At 43.0% G+C, this 14,612-nt stretch carries 13 protein-coding genes and 1 pseudogene; 4 read left to right on the forward strand and 10 right to left on the reverse strand.

The genetic code is table 11. The features are described 5' to 3' along the window. Positions 1-211: 211 nt before the first annotated feature. A complete protein-coding gene (locus E0409_RS12885; RefSeq protein WP_131291449.1) occupies positions 212-1,084 on the reverse strand; it encodes an acyl-CoA thioesterase in 873 nt (290 codons plus the stop codon). 293 nt (positions 1,085-1,377) lie between these two features. Here E0409_RS12885 and plsB point away from each other — a divergent pair, with 293 nt between their 5' ends. Beyond that, positions 1,378-3,954 carry a glycerol-3-phosphate 1-O-acyltransferase PlsB gene (gene plsB / locus E0409_RS12890; protein WP_131291451.1) on the forward strand — a complete coding sequence of 859 codons (2,577 nt, stop codon included), beginning with the start codon at positions 1,378-1,380 and terminating at the stop codon, positions 3,952-3,954. Between the two features lie 97 nt (positions 3,955-4,051). Here plsB and E0409_RS12895 read toward each other — a convergent pair whose 3' ends face one another. Continuing rightward, a complete protein-coding gene (locus E0409_RS12895; RefSeq protein ID WP_131291453.1) occupies positions 4,052-4,858 on the reverse strand; it encodes an NAD-dependent epimerase/dehydratase family protein in 807 nt (268 codons plus the stop codon). A 35-nt stretch (positions 4,859-4,893) separates the two neighbouring features. On the opposite strand from E0409_RS12895, the gene recG reads away from it, so the two are divergent. After that, positions 4,894-6,939, forward strand: a complete 2,046-nt coding sequence (recG, locus tag E0409_RS12900) for an ATP-dependent DNA helicase RecG (RefSeq protein ID WP_131291455.1) — start codon at positions 4,894-4,896, stop codon at positions 6,937-6,939. Between the two features lie 204 nt (positions 6,940-7,143). Continuing rightward, positions 7,144-7,722, forward strand: coding sequence for a ComF family protein (locus E0409_RS12905; protein WP_171458815.1), 579 nt, complete (start codon positions 7,144-7,146; stop codon positions 7,720-7,722). A gap of 123 nt (positions 7,723-7,845) precedes the next feature. On the opposite strand, the gene E0409_RS12910 is transcribed toward E0409_RS12905, so the two are convergent. Together E0409_RS12910 and E0409_RS12915 are read right to left on the reverse strand one after the other, a co-directional pair. After that, the gene (locus E0409_RS12910; protein WP_131291459.1) at positions 7,846-8,253 is read right to left on the reverse strand and encodes an NUDIX hydrolase; all 408 of its coding nucleotides are present in this window, start codon (positions 8,251-8,253) and stop codon (positions 7,846-7,848) included. After that, entirely contained in the window at positions 8,250-8,849 is a 600-nt protein-coding gene (locus tag E0409_RS12915; RefSeq protein ID WP_131291461.1) for an LOG family protein, read from the reverse strand. The genes E0409_RS12910 and E0409_RS12915 overlap by 4 nt, the downstream gene beginning before the upstream one ends. Positions 8,850-8,998: 149 nt before the next feature. Here E0409_RS12915 and E0409_RS12920 point away from each other — a divergent pair, with 149 nt between their 5' ends. Next, entirely contained in the window at positions 8,999-10,012 is a 1,014-nt protein-coding gene (locus E0409_RS12920) for a CorA family divalent cation transporter (protein WP_131291463.1), read from the forward strand. A gap of 117 nt (positions 10,013-10,129) precedes the next feature. Here E0409_RS12920 and E0409_RS12925 read toward each other — a convergent pair whose 3' ends face one another. From E0409_RS12925 to E0409_RS12950, 6 genes and pseudogenes are all read right to left on the reverse strand, one after another. Continuing rightward, the gene (locus E0409_RS12925; protein WP_131291465.1) at positions 10,130-10,420 is read right to left on the reverse strand and encodes an STAS domain-containing protein; all 291 of its coding nucleotides are present in this window, start codon (positions 10,418-10,420) and stop codon (positions 10,130-10,132) included. Between the two features lie 15 nt (positions 10,421-10,435). Continuing rightward, entirely contained in the window at positions 10,436-11,068 is a 633-nt protein-coding gene (locus E0409_RS12930; protein WP_131291467.1) for an MlaC/ttg2D family ABC transporter substrate-binding protein, read from the reverse strand. 18 nt (positions 11,069-11,086) lie between these two features. Then, positions 11,087-11,755: an outer membrane lipid asymmetry maintenance protein MlaD gene (gene mlaD, locus E0409_RS12935; RefSeq protein ID WP_131291469.1), complete on the reverse strand. Its 669-nt coding sequence runs from the start codon at positions 11,753-11,755 to the stop codon at positions 11,087-11,089. Continuing rightward, the gene (gene mlaE, locus E0409_RS12940; protein ID WP_131291471.1) at positions 11,755-12,534 is read right to left on the reverse strand and encodes a lipid asymmetry maintenance ABC transporter permease subunit MlaE; all 780 of its coding nucleotides are present in this window, start codon (positions 12,532-12,534) and stop codon (positions 11,755-11,757) included. Before mlaE ends, mlaD begins: the two co-directional genes overlap by 1 nt. Next, entirely contained in the window at positions 12,531-13,349 is an 819-nt protein-coding gene (locus E0409_RS12945) for an ABC transporter ATP-binding protein (protein ID WP_131291473.1), read from the reverse strand. The genes mlaE and E0409_RS12945 overlap by 4 nt, the downstream gene beginning before the upstream one ends. A 403-nt stretch (positions 13,350-13,752) precedes the next feature. Beyond that, a pseudogene (locus tag E0409_RS12950) lies at positions 13,753-14,612 on the reverse strand (DEAD/DEAH box helicase); the annotation flags it as partial.

The following is a 14,612-nucleotide window of genomic DNA, read 5'->3' on the forward strand; positions in this document are numbered from 1 at the left end:
GAATTACAACTAATTTACCCATAATTAAAAGAGCATACTTATGAAAAAAATAATCCTCATCACCACACTCATTTTAAGTATTGGGCAGACGTTTGCCCATTCAAGTCATGGCTGCCATAAAGATGTATCGGAAGATATTCCCCGCTGCCACTAAACCCCGATCATAAAAAAACCGGACGAACTGTCCGGTTTTTTCATTTCAACTGATCGCTTACTGGGTTTCAATTTCGCGGATACGAATTAAACCTTCTTGGGTGGTACTACACACCAATTCCCCGTTTTGCCACATGCGACCGAAGTTCAAGCCACGTGAACTTGCACTCACCGTAGCCTCCATGTCGTATAGCATCCACTCATCCACACGGAATGGCTTATGGAAATACATGGCATGGTCAATACTGGCACATTGCAAACTTGGCGATAAATAGCTTAAACCATGCGGACGAAGTGCCGTGGTCATTAAGGTAAAGTCTGAATAGAATGCAGCAATGGCCTGATGCAAAGAAATCTCGTCAATTTCTGGCGCGATTTTATCGTGCGTCCGTAAATAGTGCGCATAAGAGGGTGCTTCAGGCTGCGGTTGAAATGGATTGCTTGGATCAATCGGACGGATATCAATATGGCGATCGCGCATAAAGCTGGCACGCACATTTTCCGGCACAAATTCCACGATCGTTTTTTTCAGTTCAGCTTCTGATTTCACCTGTTCTGGAGCAGGATATTCAGGTTCACTAATTTGATAATTTAAACCTTCTTCCGGATAAGCAAAAGAAATCATTGCAGTAAAAATGGTACGCCCATGCTGAATGGCACGAACCTGACGACTGACAAAGCTTTTCCCATCACGCAAACGATCCACTTGATACAGAATAGGCGCGTTGACATCACCGCCATACAAGAAATAAGCATGCAATGAATGTGCAGGACGATCGGTAGTATAAGATGCCGCGCGTAATGCCTGCCCCAACACCTGACCACCAAAGACACGTTTTCCGACCAAGTTGCGACTGATACCTCGGTAGACATTTTCTTCAATTTTTTCAAGGCTAAGTAATTCAACCAATTCTTGGGTTAACGCATTCATAAGCGACCTATTTTGATGTGGGATACCTGAAATGTAGGCGAAAAATTTAAATCAATCAGATAAGCTATTGCAGCTATTTTGCCACAAATCCAGATTAAAACCCTAGAGTTAGGCTGACTGCTGTGTCACATTATTTTTAGCTCATATCGGCTAAAAATACGATTTTTAACGATAAAATTTAACACTCAATATGAATTTTGTCAGAAAATGACATACTGTTTTAAATTACAATGATGCAAAACAATTTCCCCCTCAGAAAATCTGTGGTTTCGGTCATTTAAGTAGGAGTGTATATGTCCAAGAGTGGCTTTGGTCAAATGTATCGTCAGCTTTCCAGTAAGCTGCTTGACCTCGTGGTAACCCCACATGTTCTTGGTGAGGTTCCTACTGAACCGACAACTACAGAAGCAAATGCAGCAACAGACCAACCGATTAAGCAAAAAATGGTCTGCTATGTTTTACAAAATTACTCGCGTAGCAATGCACTGATTGTCGACGGTGAAACACGACGTCTCAAACTTTCACCGGCATTAAACCCGCTAGTGGTCGGGAATCAGAAAGAAAAAGCATCGGTGTTGTTCTTGCAGCATCACAACGAAAATAATTTACTTAACCCACCACCCCATGCTTTTCCGCCACGTTTACTCCGTTTAATCGATATTTTAGAAAATCATCCTGAAGTGGATATCGAACTGATTCCTGTGACTGTGCTGTGGGGACGCTCGCCAGATAAAGAAGATTCCTGGTTCAAGCTGCTGTTTACTGATACTTGGGCAACCCCGGGTACAGTTAAACAATTGGTGAATATTGGCTTGCATGGTCGTCAGTCTTATTTGGAATTCCATCAAGGGCAATCCTTACGTACCCTTGTCGATTTTGCCAAAAAGACCCATCCCAATTTATCGCCAGCAACTTACATTCTAAATACGCTGAATAACTACCTGGATGGTCAGCGTGAAGTAGTGCTCGGCCCTGACCTGTCAGACCGTCGCAATGTCATGCATTCACTCATCAAATCTACGGATGTGCAAGAAGCCATTCGCCGTGAAAGCATCCGCAGCAAAGTCAGCATGATTGAATCTGAACGTCGTGCGATTGGTTATTTAAACGAAATCGTTTCTGATTATTCACATTCTGCAGTGCATTTTGCCGATATGGCGCTGACCCGTTTATGGACGCAGCTTTATGACGGCGTGGAAGTGCATAACTTCAGCACCGTGCGTGAACTTGCCAAAGACTACGAAATTATCTATACCCCCTGTCACCGCAGTCACATCGACTACTTGTTGCTGTCCTATGTGATTTACAAGCGTGGCATGATGGTGCCGTACATTGCTGCAGGTGATAACCTGAATATGCCGTTTGTGGGTCAATTGCTCCGTGGTGGCGGTGCATTCTTTATTCGCCGTACTTTCCGCGGCAATGGTTTATATACCACGGTATTTAAAGAATACCTGTACAGTATTTTGTCGCGTAACACGCCTCTTGAATACTTTATTGAAGGTGGCCGTTCACGTACAGGGCGTTTGTTGCCACCGAAAACCGGCATGCTTGCGATGACCGTACATAGCCATTTGCGCGGTCGATCAAAACCAATCGTGTTTTTGCCGACCTATATTGGTTATGAACGCCTGATGGAAGGTTCAACCTATGTCGGTGAAATGCAAGGCAAGCCGAAAGAGTCTGAATCGATTGTGGGCATTTTAAAAACCTTGCGTAAAATCGAGCGTATTTTCGGTAAAGTGCATGTGAACTTCGGCGAACCTGTGTTTTTAGATGACATGCTGAAAAAACACGGCGCAGATAAAATCAAGATTGAAAAGAATGATGATCCTATTCCGTCGGAAGTGTCGGATGCAGTTAACAGTTCGGCGCATGCGATTCTAGAAAATATTAACCGTGCTGTGGTGATTAACCCTGTTTCACTGCTTTCTCTGATTCTACTGGCAACACCAAAACATACTTTAGATGAAGAGATCTGCATTAAACAGCTCGATGCATACCGTAATCTGGTCGCTGCCTTACCTTATGATGCACGCACACAAGTCACACCACTTTCAGGCAAAGAAATTATTGCCTACGGTTTAAAACTGAAACTGATTAAACGTATCAAACATGTGTTGGGCGACATTATTGCGATTGAAGACAATCAAGCCGTATTACTGACTTACTTCCGCAATAACATTCTGCATGCCTTTGTATTACCGTCTTTAATTGCTGCTTTGGTTGAACATAACGGTTCGATCCGTCGTGGCGATTTGATCAATGTGATTCGCACCCTCTATCCATTCTTGAAAGCTGAATTGTTCTTAAAATGGCAAGATGATGAACTGAAAGATCAAATCTGTGCCTATGTTGAAGCATTAATTAAGGCGAAATTGATCTCTGAAGATACGGAAGGCAACCTAGAATCTCCAGCGCCCAACTCGGAAGATCATAATCAGCTGGTGGTTCTGGCTGCTCCTGTGATGCAAAGTCTTGAGCGGTATTACATGACTTTGGCCCTGATCACGCAGCGTGGTTCAGGCAACATTTCGACCCGTCAGGTGGAAGAACTCAGTCATTTGGTCGGTCAACGTTTGTCTGTTCTGTATGAGTTCAACTCGCCTGAATTCTTCGATAAAGCCTTATTCCAAAGCTTTATTAAAGTACTGACTCAACAAGGTTATATTCGTAACAACGAAGACAATGCGATTGTGTTTGATGAAAATTTCCAGAATGTTGCGCAGTACGCCAACCTGGTTCTGGATGATGTGACTTTACAAATGCTTCAGCACATTACAACCTTTAGTGATGAAGAGCTGAAAGAAGCTTTGGATGCAGTTGCGGCTCAACAAGCGAAACGTCGTTTAAAACGTAAGAAGAAATAATCTTCCTTGTCCGTTCCCTCTCCTTCTAGGAGAGGGCTAGGGAGAGGTCGATTATAAAAACCCTCATCCCAACCTTCTCCCAGAGGGACAAGGAGCTTCAATTATTTTCTAACATATTCAAATAATCCCCAAAACAATCTTTATGCTCTAACTCAAATCTTGTTTCAACCATCCTCTTTGCATAAATCCTTTTTCCCGACACTTCCTCACTTTCTAAAACCAGTTCAGGTAAATTCAGCTGCCGTTGAAACCATTGAATCGTTTCGTGTAAAGGGATTGGCTGATTATTGCTGACAATATACGATTTTTCCGGATGTTCCACGTGAATCAATTGCGCCAAGAATCGAGCCAGATCATCGATATGAATCCGGTTTGACCAGTGAATTTGAGGATAGCTTTGAGTCGTTTCAGCCAGCTTGATCATCCTCGCCACCGACGTGCCATAAATCCCTGTCGGACGAATGATGATGCATTGCTTCGGGAAAGCCTGCTGATACAGCTGTTCCATCTTTAATAGTAATCTGCCCTGCTCATCACTGGGCTGCATGATTGAATCATCATCAACGCGCTCACCCGCATTTTCACCATAGACTCGAGTTGAGGAAACCACCACAACCTTTTTAACTGGATGATTTTTTAATACCTTTGCGATAGGTACAACAGAATCGACATAGGTCTGTTGATAAGCTTCGATTGTACTTTGCGAAGGTGACAGTAATACATATACCCAATCAATCGCTGGAACATGCGTTAAATCCAGTTGATGAACATCCTGAATCAGATGTGTCGCAAATTCATACGTTTTCGGACTTCGGCTAATTGTGGTAATTTGGTGGCCTTGCTCAAATAATTGTTTAGCAACGCGCTGAGATGTTTTACCATAACCAATAAATAATATATGCATTAAACACCTGATTATATAACCTAAGTTGAGGGTAAATGGCTGCAGTCCATCAATTGCAAGGGGTTGGAAACGCCTCTGCTGCTTTACTGGAAAAACTGAATATTTTCACCACAGATGATCTTTTGTTTCATCTGCCACGTGATTATGAAGATCGTAGCACGATCATCCCCATGAACCAATTGACCGTGGGGCGCAGCTATTTACTGGAAGGCGTGGTCAGAGGTGTAGATTTTCCACCGGGTAAACGCAAATCGATGGCGGTGCTATTAGAGGATGATTTTGGCAAAGTCACCTTGCGTTTTTACCATGTCTATAAAGCCCTGACTGATCGTGCCAAAATAGGCAATCAACTGCGAATATTTGGTGAAGTACGTGTCGGTGCGCGTGGTTTGGAAATGTATCATCCTGAAATTCAGCTGATCACCGAACATACTCCCTTACCCAAAACTGAACTGACCGCGATTTATCCAGCCACTGAAGGCTTAACCCAAGCCAAAATCCGTGACTATGTCAAACAGGCACTGAAACAGCACAGTGATGACCTGCCTGAATTATTGCCAGAAAAATTTACCAATGGTTATGCGCTGAAACAGGCACTGGAATATATTCATGAGCCGCCACTGAATGCCAACATGTTGCAACTGGCACAAGGCTCACACCCTGCTCAACAACGCTTAATCTTTGAAGAGTTGGTCGCACATCAGATTAGTTTGCTTTCACGTCGTGCTTATATTCAGCAAATTGAAGCCCCTTCTTTTTCACCGAGTAAAAATTTTTCCAAACAGCTATTAGCTGGTCTGCCCTTTAATCTGACCAATGCGCAAAAACGGGTCTCCAAAGAAATTGTGCAGGATTTAAAACAAAACAAACCCATGCTGCGTTTAGTTCAGGGGGATGTCGGAGCAGGTAAAACCTTGGTTGCAGGAGTCGCAGCCTGTCATGCGCTTGAAGAAGGCTGGCAAGTGGCACTGATGGCACCGACTGAAATTTTGGCTGAACAGCATTATTTAAATTTTAAAAAATGGTTTGAACCCTTGGGTTTAACCGTGTCCTGGCTTTCAGGCAAACAAAAAGGTAAAGCACGCGCAGCAGCAGAACAAGGCATTAAACAAGGCACTGCCAATTTAGTGGTCGGTACCCATGCCCTGTTTCAGGAAAATGTCGAATTTTCCAAACTCGGTTTGGTGATTATTGATGAACAGCATCGCTTTGGGGTGGATCAGCGTTTGGCTTTACGCAACAAAGGCTTAAATGGCATGACACCACATCAACTGGTGATGACTGCTACACCTATTCCGCGCACACTGGCGATGTCGGCTTATGGGGATTTGGATACTTCGGTGATTGATGAACTTCCTCCGGGTCGAACCCCGATTCAAACCGTGACCATTCCTTTAGACCGTCGTGAAGAAGTGTTAACCCGAATTGCCACCAATTGTGCTGAAGGCAAACAAGCTTATTGGGTTTGTACGCTAGTAGAACAGTCTGAAACTCTGGATGCTCAAGCGGCTGAAGCGACTTATCAGGAAATTAAAGAGCGCTTTCCCCATCTGAATATTGGCTTGGTACACGGCAAAATGAAAGCCGATGAAAAACAGTCGGTGATGCAACAATTCAAAGATAATCAGCTGCAACTACTGATTGCCACCACCGTGATTGAAGTAGGCGTCGATGTTCCGAATGCCTCGATTATGGTGATTGAAAATGCTGAACGCCTAGGACTTTCACAATTACATCAGTTGCGTGGACGGGTTGGACGAGGAGCAACCGCCAGTTTCTGTGCACTGCTCTATAAAAGCCCGCTGTCGCAAAATGGACAGGAACGCTTACGGATTTTGCGTGAAAGTAATGATGGCTTCGTGATTGCAGAAAAAGACCTGGAAATTCGCGGTCCGGGTGAACTGCTCGGCACCAAACAAACCGGGGATATGGGTTTTCGGGTTGCCAAGTTAGAACGAGACGATCATCTACTGAATCAGGCACATTACGTAGCTCAGCAAATTCTCAAAGATTATCCTGAAAATGCCAATGCCTTATTAAAACGCTGGTTGCCTGAAGCACCACGATACGCTTATGTGTAGAGAATCATTTCAAAAAATATATTTGATAATGAGTATAAAATTAAACACTTAGTCAAGTAGTCATGATTACGTGGGCGGCATGGATGCTGCCGTTATTGAAACTAAATACAAACTGTGCAAAATTAACGCTAAATAAAAGAAGAATAAAAACATGCTCCAATTCATTAATCCATTGCTCCACAAAGCAATCCAAAGCATTTCGCCTTGCGTACTTTGGGAATTGACCGACAGCAACACCATTCACTCTGTGAAGATTGCTGGCAACAATTGCCATGGTCTAAAAGTACTGTTCAGCGACAGGAAATGGATATTCAAGTGGCTTGTCATTATGACTACCCGATTGATCGTATTATTCAAAAATTTAAATACGAGCAACAGCTGCATTTTCAAAATTTGCTTGCAAGCACCTTACTGGAACTTCGCCCACCCAAAATCCAAGCGATTGTGCCGATGCCGATATCAAATGAACGGCTGGTGGAACGTGGTTACAACCAGTCTTTGGTACTGGCTAAAATCATGGCCAAAGCACTGAATATTCCCGTATGGCAACCCGTCACCCGCTTACAACAGCATTCACAAAAAGGCTTAAACCGCTTAGAACGTATTGAAAATATTGAACAACAATTTCAGATCAATACCACATCCAAACTTCGTTATCGCCGTGTACTTATTTTAGATGATGTAGTGACTACAGGCAGTTCCATCTATGCTTTAAAACAAAAGCTTGAGGAACTCGATTGCCAGAAAATTTATGCTGCATGTGTCGCGAGTGCAGAGATTTAAAGGCTGCTCTGCTTTTAGGAAATAAAGGATACTGATTTCCCTCATCTCCTTGCGAAATACATTCCTCACCTCCCTGAGCCATATATGGCGCAAGAGAATGAGTCATTTTCATTCTTTAGCAAATTAGATGACAGAGCTTTCAATTAAAAATTGCTTCACCCACGGCATCACAATTTCAGTGGTTAAGGGTGCAAGTTTAGTTTGCTGATCATCCAAATCGACCCACTTCATTTCTGCAATTTCTGCATCAATTTTCGGCGCATGATCCAAACTTACTACATAAACATAGCTCACCAATAAATGATCTGGCTCATTGGCTGTGGCTGTTTCAAAGCGACCAACAAATTGCTCAATTGATGCCTGACAACCAATTTCTTCCTGAATTTCACGCAGCATGGTTTGTTCAGGGGGTTCATTCGGTTCCAGTTTCCCACCCACCTGCATAAAACATGAGGTATGACGTTTACGCACCACTAAAAGCTGTTGTTGATCATTTAAAATAATAGCTGCCGCCACAGTAATGATTTTCATGCATGTTTCACCAATGCTTCTTGATCCACCATACCCCATTTCGGTTGTGGCGCTTGGAAAGCATTAAATTGCTGTAAAATATCTTCGATAGAATCTGAGGCAATAATGCTGTCAGAAAAACGTGGATGAGTAAAACCTTTCACTGTGGTCAGATGGATAAATTTCAGCAAATCATCATAAAAACCCGCCACATTTAAAAATGCACATGGCTTTAAATGGATACCCAATTGTGCCCAAGTCCACTGCTCAAAAATTTCTTCCAAAGTTCCTGCACCACCCGGTAAAGCAATAAAAGCATCGGAAAGTTCCGACATTTTGGTCTTACGTTCATGCATATTCGCAACCACATGCAATTCGGTTAAATGTGGATGCGCAAGCTCGCGGTCGACCAATGCATTTGGAATCACACCTATAACTTTACCGCCCGCCTGTAAGGCACTATCCGCAACAATGCCCATCAAACCTGAACGACCACCACCATAGACCAGTGTTTTACCTTGCCGAGCAATTGTTTGACCCATTTTCTGTGCAGTGTCCAAAAAAATGGAATCTGTCCCCACAGCTGAACCACAAAAAATTGCGATTGATTTCGTCATTTTTTCACCATGTTTTGAAGATGTCATACTAATAAAGTAAATTTTCAGGAGATTTTTTAACAAATAAGCGATTCAATCAGTGTTTTTATTCAATTCCTTGTCTAAAATACACCCATCGATTAACCTATACTGCGCAGGGAAAAGACAGCATGCTTGAAGCCTTTTACGCCACAGAGCGCGGTAGTTTGGAAGATGCCACTATTAATGGGGGCTTCGATCTTCACCCAGATTTAGTGTGGATTGATTTAATCGCTCCCTCACAAGAAGAACAACAATGGGTATTAGATGCTTATGAACAGAATTTACCCACACTAAAATCATTAGAAGACATTTCCTCATCAGCACGATTTTACCGTGATGATGACGGTATTTTACACATCAGCACCTACTTTTTAACGAAAAATAAAAACTTTCAGGTCGATGGCGAAACAGATGACGATTCCAGTATTTTAGCTACCGTACAAACCGTTGCTTTTATTCTGCACAAACAACACCTGTTTACTTTACGTGGTGAAAAGCTGGTTGCATTCCGTGCCTTTCGTGCCCGTGCGCGCCGTAATGATTACGAAATTGATTATAAAGACCCCACCTGGGTTCTTCTTGGTCTACTTGAAGCCAAACTGGATGAGCTTGCGGATATCCTGGAAGATATCCACAAAGACCTGGAAAAATATTCCACCGAAGTGTTGAACAACCGTCATCGTGAACAAATGCTCGATTTGGATGACATGATTACGCGTTTGGCACAATTAGAAGACATGCTTGGAAAAGCGCAATTGTGTTTAATTGACTTACGTCGTGTGCTGACTTTCTTATCTCGCCCACGTGCTTTGGGCAGTCATATTTACGATGCTGATATTCGAGAGCTCAGTGAAGACGTACGTTCGTTGGTTGAACATGATGCCTTCTTATTCCAAAAGGTTCGATTCTTACTGGATACCACCTCTGGATTCATTAACACCGAACAGAACGACACGATTCGTCGATTCTCGATTTTGCCAAGTATGCTCGCTCCACCGATGCTAGTTGCCAGTGTTTATGGTATGAATACCGACGTACTGCCTTTTGCGAGAGGAACAAGCAGCTTCATTATGGTCGGTATTATTTTAGTCGCTTTCTTTATTGGACCATTGATTTATTTCCGCTGGAAAAAATGGATTTGAGCGAGCTTTTTTACAGCACTGCTTTTAAAGCGAAGCGCAAGAAACGCTCCCGATTTGATAAATACCGATTTGCAGACAATAAAAAAGCACCTTTCGGTGCTTTTTTATTTTGTGTGTTCAGTCAATCAATTGCAGATCATTTTGCAAATGACAGGCTTGAATAATTTTCATCATTTTTTCAGGCACAGCTTTAAACTGGATGCCTTGTGCTTTCGGAGTTTGACGTAACCAGCGAACCAATACCGCCAAAGCCAAAGTACTACCTTGCTCTAACTGTGCCAAATTCACCACTACAGGAAACTGATTTTGAGATTGAATCAGTTTCAAACCCTGCTGGTAATAGCTTTCAGCATTTACATAATCTATTTTTCCAGAAACCTGTAATTCCTGATTAATGATTTCAATCACCGAACACCTACTTAGTTATTTTTTATTAACAGCTACATCTGCATCTGGCTTGAAGTTTGCAATCGCTTTATCCAAGTTACCGCCATTCAGTTTTACGGTTGAAGCAAACTGATTACGGAACTGCAAACCTAAATCAATGCCCGAAACATTAATGTTACGGATTTTCCATTGATTGCCTTTATCCACCAATTGGAAAGATACAGGAATTTTTTCACCTTTGTTATTAAAGTCCATCGTCACAACAGGGTTTTTGCTGTTGGTGTCTTTGTATGGACGAAGGCTATAAGATTGATTTGAGAATTTGGCAAATGCACTGCCATAATTTTCAATTAAAGTTTCACGGAAGTTGCGTTCAAATTGAGCACGCTGGGCAGCCGTACTGTATTGATTGGTCGCATAGGTACCCATCACAATACGGGTAAATGAATGTGAATCAATATATGGGTCAAGATTTTGACGTACAATAGCTTTCACTGCAGCCGGATTGTTTTGCAATTTCGCATTATCCGCTTTTAAGCGTGAAATCAGACTATCCGCAACTTTTTTAACAAAAGCAGGAGGTGCTTCTGCCGGTGCTGCAAATGCAGTAGTCGCCATCATTGTTGATAAAACACTAGCTGCAAGTGTCTGTTTAACTAAAGTATTCACTAAAACTTCCTCTCCAAATTATTCAACAAATGATGCTTCTGCATCAGTTGATTCACCCGATGGCTTTGCATCTGCCGCTTTTGCCGATGATTTACCCGCACCACCAGTAATAAACTTACTAATTAAATCTTCAAGATCCATAGTACCCTGAGTATTGGCAATACTTTCACCACGTTTCACGTAGTTCAAACCACCACCCGGTACCACTTTTAAGTATTTTTCACCCAATAAACCATTGGTCGCCACCATAATATAAGCATCTTCATCAATACTGGTGATGGAGCGCATGTTATCCAAAAGTTGTTTTTCCATTTCTTTTTGTTTCGCAGGTGTCGCTTCAGTATATTCTGTGCTATAGCGCAGTTCTTCTAAAGCATTGGCTTCCACCGTTTTAAGCTGTTCTTTATTAAATGAAGTCAGCTTACCATCCAATTCGAAATGTACTGTCGCTAAACGCGATACCGGATCAAGGGTAATGTCAGTTACTCGACCAATTGTGACCCCACTCATGGTGACTTTTGCACGCGGTTTTAAACCGTTGACATTGTCAAAACTTGCGGTCATTTCATAGCTATCACGCAGGTTGGTTCCCACCAGGCCACTCACTTTCATGGCCAAGAAAAATAATGCAATACCGGTAAGAATGACAAAAATACCTACGGTCAGCTCACTTGTACGTGATTTCATTAAACACCTCCAAACATGACCGCAGTCAACACAAAATCAGAACCTAAAACACACAATGAGGAATACACGACTGTTCGCGTAGTCGATGTTGCAATCCCTTCAGAAGTCGGCACACAGGCATAACCCTGATAAACCGCAATCCAGGTACAAAGTAATGCAAAAACTAGACTTTTAATAATAGTGCCGTTGAAAATATCTTTATAGAACTGCACGCTATTTTGCATCCCACTCCAGAAAGAACCTTCATCCACCCCTAAAAAATCGACGCCCACCATTTTACCACCCATGATGCCAATGGCACCAAAAATGATCGATAACATCGGCAGACTGACAATACCTGCCCATAAACGGGGTGAAACGATACGTTTCAACGGATCGACACCGATCATTTCCATACTGGCCAACTGCTCTGTCGCTTTCATCAAGCCAATTTCAGCCGTTAAAGCCGAACCGGCACGACCTGCAAACAATAATGCAGCGACGACAGGAGCCAACTCTCTTAATAGCGTTAAAGACACCATCGTGCCGAGCATGGCTTCTGAGCCAATATTGACCAAAATGGAATAGCCTTGTAAGCCCAGCACCAAACCAATGAACAAACCTGATACGGCAATAATCAATAAAGACATCACGCCAATACGGTGCATTTGGTAAATAAACAGTTTGACCCCGAGCCAGGTCGGCATGGAAAACAGGATTTGTAGCAACATCACCGTTGCCACACCGATGCCATGTACACGTTCAATGACGCGTCTACCTAATGAGGCAATAGCATTCATGAACGCACCTCATCACTTAAATAAGCCTTATGACTAAACTGATAATCGACAGGACCTTCGGCAGCACCGGTTAGGAACTGACGGACAAATGCCGATTCATGTTGTTTTAATTCGGCAGGCGTTCCCTCACCCTGAATAACCCCTTCAGCGATAATATAGATGTAATCGGCAATCGATAAGGTTTCACCCACATCATGCGAGACAATAATCGTGGTTAAATCCAGTGCTTCACGCAAGGTTCGAATTAAACGCGTAAGTACCCCTTTCACAATCGGATCTTGTCCAGCAAAGGGTTCATCATACATGATCAGTTCTGGATCAAGCGCAATGGCCCGTGCCAAGGCGACACGACGGTTCATCCCTCCAGATAGTTCTCCAGGCATAAACTTTTCAGTACCGCGTAAGCCCACCGCTTCCAGTTTAAGTGCCACCAGTTCTGCAATGAGATGTTCAGGGAGTTTGGTATGCGCACGTAACGGAAAAGCCACGTTTTCATAGACACTCATATCGGTAAACAGAGCACCACTTTGGAACAGCATGCCCATACGCGCCCGAGTCGCAAATAATTCTTGGCGCGACATATGTGCAATATCTTTTCCATCCAATAAGACTTGTCCATGGTCTGGAACGAGCTGCCCTGCAATCAGACGCAGCATGGTTGTCTTACCTGTACCTGAAGGCCCCATAATGGCGGTAATCTGACCACGCCGAATCTTTAAACTGACATGATCAAAAATGACACGTTTCCCTCGTTTAAAGCTCAAATCATTGACTTCAATCCAAGATTCAGCTTGTTGAGGTATTTGATTATTCATAGCTGAGCGTTTTCCTACATTTTTTCAGCATGCATACTATAAAAGGATTAAAGTTTAAAATGTTACTTTTAGATAAAAGCTAACCAATCCAGTGAATGTTCTAATGAATTTAATTGTAATTCTTTTTTTTATAAAAAACAGATATAAAAACAGGACACTGTGTTACAGAACAGAGTTATAGATATAGTACCCAATATTGCATAACAATAAGGCCAAACCAATATAAGGCATAATCACCTCTTGATTAAAATTCCAAATATAATGAGTAGATTCATTGTTCATATTTAACGATTTTAAAACAAAACATGATTGAGTATACATTTTTATCTTATAAGATCAAAGATTAATCCATAAAAAAACCGGTGTTTCCACCGGTTTTTTCTATCTAAATCTAACGATTAAATTAGTCGTTAAATTTACGACGTGGACGATCTTCGCCACCAAAAGCTGGACGTTCGCCACGTGGTTTGTCATCAAAGCTACGACGTGGACGATCTTCACCACCGAAAGTACGCTTAGGACGATCATCGCTGAAAGAACGTTGTGGACGATCACCGAAACCGCCTTCACGACGTGGAGCTGGACGATCACCGAAATCACGACGTGGAGCTGAACGATCACCTTCACGAGCTGGTTTGTAATCTACACGGTTGCCACGGTTGTCATCATTCGAACGTTGTGGACGATCACCAAAACCGCCTTCACGACGTGGCGTTGGACGATCACCGAAATCACGCTTAGGACGATCATCGAAAGAACGTTGTGGACGATCACCGAAACCACCTTCACGACGTGGAGCTGGACGATCACCAAAATCACGTTTTGGACGGTCATCAAAAGAACGTTGTGGACGATCACCATAACCGCCTTCACGACGTGGCGCTGGACGATCACCGAAATCACGCTTAGGACGATCACCGAAATCACGCTTAGGACGATCATTGCCATAAGAAGGACGTTCGCCACGTGGTTTGTCATCGAAGCTACGTTGTGGACGATCATCACCGCCTTCACGACGTTTGAAGTTGCTTTCGCCTTCAAAACGGCTACGACCACCACCAAAACCACCACGACCGCCATCACGACCACGACCGCCGCCAAAACCGCCACGACCGCCATCACGACCACGACCGCCGCCATCACGACTACCGCGTGCAGGAGGTGGAGATGGCTCAAGACCTTCAATTTCAGACACGTTTAAACGTGCATCCAGGAAGTCTTCAAGCGCACGGATTTTACCGCGTTCACGGTAAGTCGCCAAAG

The sequence above is a fragment of the Acinetobacter sp. ANC 4862 genome, from assembly GCF_004336635.1.
GTDB lineage: Bacteria > Pseudomonadota > Gammaproteobacteria > Pseudomonadales > Moraxellaceae > Acinetobacter.

Excerpts from the sequence above, each read along its gene's own strand:
- recG (WP_131291455.1), top strand. The coding sequence starts at position 4,894 with ATGGCTGCAGTCCATCAATTGCAAGGGGTTGGAAACGCCTCTGCTGCT.
- E0409_RS12945 (WP_131291473.1), bottom strand. The coding sequence starts at position 13,349 with ATGAATAATCAAATACCTCAACAAGCTGAATCTTGGATTGAAGTCAAT.
- E0409_RS12885 (WP_131291449.1), bottom strand. The coding sequence starts at position 1,084 with ATGAATGCGTTAACCCAAGAATTGGTTGAATTACTTAGCCTTGAAAAA.
- E0409_RS12915 (WP_131291461.1), bottom strand. The coding sequence starts at position 8,849 with ATGACGAAATCAATCGCAATTTTTTGTGGTTCAGCTGTGGGGACAGAT.
- E0409_RS12920 (WP_131291463.1), top strand. The coding sequence starts at position 8,999 with ATGCTTGAAGCCTTTTACGCCACAGAGCGCGGTAGTTTGGAAGATGCC.
- E0409_RS12910 (WP_131291459.1), bottom strand. The coding sequence starts at position 8,253 with ATGAAAATCATTACTGTGGCGGCAGCTATTATTTTAAATGATCAACAA.
- E0409_RS12895 (WP_131291453.1), bottom strand. The coding sequence starts at position 4,858 with ATGCATATATTATTTATTGGTTATGGTAAAACATCTCAGCGCGTTGCT.
- mlaE (WP_131291471.1), bottom strand. The coding sequence starts at position 12,534 with ATGAATGCTATTGCCTCATTAGGTAGACGCGTCATTGAACGTGTACAT.
- plsB (WP_131291451.1), top strand. The coding sequence starts at position 1,378 with ATGTCCAAGAGTGGCTTTGGTCAAATGTATCGTCAGCTTTCCAGTAAG.
- mlaD (WP_131291469.1), bottom strand. The coding sequence starts at position 11,755 with ATGAAATCACGTACAAGTGAGCTGACCGTAGGTATTTTTGTCATTCTT.